Origin of the sequence: Pinirhizobacter sp. (assembly GCF_035317885.1) — a bacterium.
Classification (GTDB): Bacteria; Pseudomonadota; Gammaproteobacteria; order Xanthomonadales; family Rhodanobacteraceae; genus Pinirhizobacter.
The window spans coordinates 1-5,422 of sequence record NZ_DATHFX010000474.1; the positions used below are offsets into that span (position 1 = coordinate 1).

The window sequence follows — 5,422 nt, forward strand, 5'->3', positions numbered from 1 at the left end:
CGCCACATCGGTGTCAGGATCGGACCCCACCAGCCGTCCGGTAAACGAACGTCCATCCTGCAAGGTCACCTGGATATCGTCCGCGCCGCCAACCACGTGGTTGTTGGTGAGCACATAACCCTTGGCGGCATCCACCACCACGCCTGAGCCCAGGCTCTGCTCCACGCGCTCGCGCGGCGTGCCCTGCAGGCCGAAAAACTGGCGAAACACCGGGTCGTCAAAATACGCATTGGCAGACCGCACGCGCGTCTTGGTACTGATATTCACCACCGCCGGCGTCACCTTCGACAGCATCGGCGCCAGCGAGGGCACCGGCTGGCCTTCCACCACAGGCGGAATGGCGGCGTCTGACGGCGGTGCGCTACACCCCAGCGCCAGCGACAACAAACCCAATGGCAACCACCGACGCAGGCCAGAAACCCACATACCAACGCTCCTTCACAAATGTGTTGATCCACCGCCCTTGGACTATGGCCGAACCGCCCAGGTTCCCAGCCCCGTTGAGACAAAAATTGGGCTTTACTTCCGCCCCCGCCGGGGGTAACTTCACCTCCTGTCCGACCACAACATCTTGTGTTTGCGCCTTCCGGCCGCACCTAGATCAAGTAGATAGGACAGAAAACTCAAGTACTCTGGCAGCTGGAAGTTGGGGGCAACGGAAGAGCGCCAGGTACCCACCGCACGAACGCAGCACCGTGGCCTTCCGGGGGGAGGGCAGGCGACCCTGCTCTTTCCGGTGCATGACGACAACAGGCCCATAGAGGCCGATGAAAAAAAAGGAACGTTCAACGATGAGTATCGTCCGCGCGCAAGCCGCCGCGCATGATTCGGCCATACCGCTGCAGCCGGCCTCGCACGACATCTGGGACAAGAAGTACCGCCTTAAGGCCAAGTCCGGCGAACCGGTAGATGCGGATGTAGACGGCACCTACCAGCGCGTAGCCAAGGCACTGTCCGACGTGGAAGCGACGGAAGAACTGCGCGCCACCTGGAACGAGCGTTTCCTGTGGGCGCTGCGCCGCGGTGCCATCCCCGCCGGCCGCATTACGTCCAACGCAGGCGCGCTGGCGCACAAGCCTGCCACCAGCACCATCAACTGCACCGTCAGCGGCACCATCACCGACTCCATGGATGACATCCTGGAGAAGGTGCACGAGGCGGGCCTTACGCTTAAGGCCGGCTGCGGCATCGGCTACGAATTCTCCACCCTGCGTCCGCGCGGGGCGTACGTGAGCGGCGCCGGCGCGCATACGTCGGGCCCGCTCAGCTTCATGGATATCTACGACAAGATGTGCTTCACCGTGTCGTCCGCCGGCGGTCGCCGCGGCGCGCAGATGGGCACGTTCGACATCAGCCATCCCGATGCCAAGGAATTCATCCGCGCCAAGCGCGAGGATGGCCGCCTGCGCCAGTTCAACCTGTCGCTGCTGATCACCGACGGCTTCATGGACGCCGTGGCCGACGACGCCGACTGGCCGCTGGTGTTCCCGGTGCACGTGAAGGAAGAGCACGAAGTAAACCTGCAGGACCCCACCCAGGTGGTGTGGCGCGAGTGGCCCACCACGGTGAACTACGTGGCCCGCGAAGACGGCCTGGTGGCCTGCAAGATCTACGGCCACATCCGCGCGCGGCACCTGTGGGACATGATCATGGTGTCCACGTACGACTTCGCCGAGCCCGGTTTCATCCTTATCGACCGCGTCAACGAGATGAACAACAACTGGTGGTGCGAGCACATCCGCGCTACCAACCCCTGCGTCACCGCCGACACCTGGGTGCAGACGGCCGAGGGCCCGAAGCAGGTCGCCGATCTGATCGGCACCCCGTTCCAGGCACGCGTGGACGGCAAGGACCACCTCACCGGCCCCGAGGGCTTCTTCCTTACCGCGCACAAGGCGGTGGTGAAGCTGGCGACGAAGGAAGGGCATGCGCTGCGGCTCACGGCCGACCATCGGGTGCGCAAGGTCACGAACGCCTTCGCTGCGGGTATCCAGGGCACCGAATGGTGCGCGGCCGGTGAACTGAAGGCTGGCGACCAGGTACTCCTGAACAACCACACGTCCAATACGCATTGGACGGGCGCGCACGTGCGGGAGGAGGGTTACCTGCTTGGCCTGCTCGTGGCCAGCGATGGCCTGAGCGCCGCGCGCTCGAAGCTGTCCTTCCAGGTACCTGCGAAGACGGTGAACGGTAAGGATACGTCCTTCGGCGTTTGGGCCTTGCAGGATGCCGCCTTCGACGCCGCCCAGACCCTGGGCCTGGCCGATGCAGATCACGGCTATGCCAATGTCCTGCAGCTTCCTTCCATGGGTTCCCTCGCCAATACCCTTGGCCTGGAAGCTGGCGCCGCCGCATGGGGTGCCAACGTCGAGAAGACTTCCAGCGCCTTCTACCGCGGTTTCCTGAGCGGCCTGTTCGACGTATCGGGTTCGGTGCTGTCCGACCGCGTAGTGCTGCAGGCGCGCAGCGCCGCCCAGGCCGCAACCGTTCAGCGTATGCTGCTTCGCCTTGGCGTGGCATCGGTGGTGGACGCCGCCACGGTCACGCTCCGCGGCAGCAACGTCGAGGCCTTCAGCGCCAGCGTCAGCTTCGGCAGCGTCGAGCTGCAGGACCGCCTGGACCGATTGGTCGTTGACACGCTCTACAACGCCCCGGCCGAACGCTTCACCGCCACCATCGCCTCCATCACCCCCGATGGCGAGGAAGCCGTCTACGACGTGCAGGTCCCCGGCATCAACACCTTCGACGCCAACGGCCTGCACGCCCACAACTGCGGCGAGCAGCCCCTGCCGCCCTACGGCAGCTGCCTGCTGGGCTCGATCAACCTCACCACCTTCGTCCGCGACCCGTTCGGCCCCAAGGCCCGGTTCGACTGGGACGAATACCGTGAAGTGGTGAAGGTTTTCACCCGCATGCTGGACAACGTGGTGGAGATCAACGGGCTGCCGCTGGAAAAGCAGCGCCACGAGATCGTATCCAAGCGTCGCCACGGCATGGGCTTCCTGGGGCTCGGCTCCACCCTGACCATGCTGAAGATGCGCTACGGCACCGCGGATGCCGTGACCTTCACCGAGGACGTTTCCCGCGAAATGGCCGTGGCCGGCTGGGAAATGGCGCTGGACCTGGCCAAGGAGAAGGGCCCGGCGCCCATCCTGGCGGAGGAGTTCGAGGTTACCGCTGAGATGCTGCGCAAGCGCCCGGAGATGGTGAAAGACGGCTACAAAGTGGGCCAGAAGATCCGCGGCAGCGTGCTGCACGCGAAGTATTCCCGCTACATGCAGCGCGTGGCCGAAGTTGCCCCGGAACTGGTGGCGAAGCTCGCCGAAACCGGCGCCCGCTTCACCCACCACAGCTCGATCGCCCCCACCGGCACCATCAGCCTTAGCCTGGCCAACAACGCCTCCAACGGCATCGAACCCAGCTTCGCCCACCACTATTCGCGCAACGTGATCCGCGAGGGCAAGAAGAGCAAGGAGAAGGTCGAGGTCTACAGCTACGAGCTGCTGGCCTACCGCGCGCTGATCAACGCCGACGCCCTTCCGTTCTCCGAAGATCCGAAGTCCAAGCTGCCCGAATACTTCGTTTCGGCCGACGACATCAGCCCGAAAGAGCACGTGGACATCCAGGCCGCCAGCCAGAAATGGATTGATTCATCTATTTCCAAGACGGCCAACGTACCCACGGACTACCCGTACGAAGACTTCAAAGACATCTATTTTTACGCGTATAAGCAGGGTTTGAAGGGTTGCACCACCTTCCGTTTCAACCCCGCTGCATTCCAGGGTGTACTGGTCAAGGAAAGTGATCTTGAGAGCACCCTCTACCGGTTTGAGTTGGAAGACGGTAGCGTTGTCGAACTGAAAGGCAATGAGCAGGTGGAATATGACGGCGAAATGCACTCCGCCGCCAACCTGTTTGATGCCTTGAAGGAAGGGTATTACGGCAAGTTCTGACCCGATAAAAAAACCGGAGAGGGTACAAAAGTATGTCCAACATCGATCAAATCAGCGTCCCGGGTAACCTGGATGTCGACCCCACTGCCAATGACAACGGTGCCACCGACGTAACGCCTGTCCCGGGTTCCGTCATCACTCGCAAGACTGCCCGCAAGGCCACCAAGAAAGCTGCAAAGAAGGCCCCGGCCAAGAAGGCCGCTGCCAAGAAGTCGGTAAAGAAGGCTTCGAAGAAGGCTGCCGCGAAGAAGGCCGCCCCCAAGAAGGCTGCCGCCAAGAAGTCGGTCAAGAAGTCGGTCAAGAAGGCTGCGGGCAAGAAAGCCGCTGCCAAGAAGGCCGCTCCGAAGAAGGCCAAGGCCAAGAAGGCCGTGAAGAAGACGGCCCGCAAGGCCGTGAAGAAGGTTGCCAAGAAAGCCGCCACCAAGAAGGTCGCCCGCAAGTCGGCGAAGAAGGCTGCGGTGAAGAAGGCTGCCCCGAAGCGGGCCGCCAAGAAGGCCAGCCGCAAGGCTTCGGTCAAGAAGGGCGCGCGTAAGGTCGCTCGCAAGGTAGCCGGTGCCGCCCGCAAGGCGGTAAAGGCTGTGAAGAAGGCAGGCCGCAAGGTCGCCAAGAAGGTTGCCAAGAAGGTTGCCCCCAAGAAGACGGTGAGGAAGACCGCCGCGAAGAAAGCCGCCGGAGCTGCGGTCAAGAGGTCCACTGCCAGCAAGAAGACGACCGCGCGTAAGGCCGCTCGTCGCAAGTAAGTAGTACCCATTCCGGCCCGGCGATCCGTCGCCGGGCCGGAATTCATTCCGAGAACAAGAAAAGAGAAAGCGATGGCCATCAAAATCGACAAGAAGATCAAGGGCTACCAGGTCGTAAAGCCGGAAGACAAGGTCGCCGCTTCGGCGCCGGTCGCCAGCGCGAAGATCGACCCGCCGATGGCCGAAGTGATCCAGATGCATGAAAGCGTTGAGCGCCCGGAGACGCTGATCGGCAGCACCTACAAAATCAAATCCCCGTTGGTGGAACACGCCCTGTACGTGACCGTCAACGACATCGTGCTGAACGCCGGCACCGCGCACGAACAGCGCCGCCCCTTCGAGGTGTTCATCAACTCGAAGAACATGGACCACTTCCAGTGGATCGTGGCGCTTACCCGAATCCTGTCAGCCGTGTTCCGCAAGGGCGGCGACGTGACGTTCATCGTGGAAGAGCTCAAGGCCGTGTTCGACCCGAAGGGCGGCTACTTCAAGGCCGGCGGCATCTACATGCCCAGTATCGTGGCCGAGATCGGCGCGGTGATCGAGCAGCATATGAAGAGCATCGGGTTGATCCACGACCCGGAGATGGACGAGGCGACGCGCCGGTTGATCGCTGAGAAGCGTGCTGCCTACGAAGGCGCTGCGAAGAAGAAGGCTGATGCGGTGACGCTGGCTACGGGGACGTTTGCGCCGCTGCCGAATGAGACGGCTAGTGGGTTTCCGCCTGGG

At 62.7% G+C, this 5,422-nt stretch carries 4 protein-coding genes; 3 read left to right on the forward strand and 1 reads right to left on the reverse strand.

Annotation, left to right across the window (positions count from 1 at the left end; genetic code table 11):
• The coding region (locus VK519_RS15655) for a trypsin-like peptidase domain-containing protein (protein WP_324351284.1) at positions 1-426 on the reverse strand (426 nt) is incomplete at its 3' end.
• Positions 427-791: 365 nt separating this feature from the next.
• Between VK519_RS15655 and VK519_RS15660 the strand changes: the two genes are divergently transcribed.
• From VK519_RS15660 to VK519_RS15670, 3 genes are all read left to right on the forward strand, one after another.
• Positions 792-3,953, forward strand: coding sequence for a ribonucleotide reductase barrel domain-containing protein (locus tag VK519_RS15660; RefSeq protein WP_324351285.1), 3,162 nt, complete (start codon positions 792-794; stop codon positions 3,951-3,953).
• A 32-nt stretch (positions 3,954-3,985) separates the two neighbouring features.
• Positions 3,986-4,693, forward strand: a complete 708-nt coding sequence (locus tag VK519_RS15665) for a hypothetical protein (RefSeq protein ID WP_324351286.1) — start codon at positions 3,986-3,988, stop codon at positions 4,691-4,693.
• Positions 4,694-4,765: 72 nt separating this feature from the next.
• On the forward strand, positions 4,766-5,422 hold a 657-nt coding region (locus VK519_RS15670), incomplete at its 3' end, for a TSCPD domain-containing protein (RefSeq protein WP_324351288.1).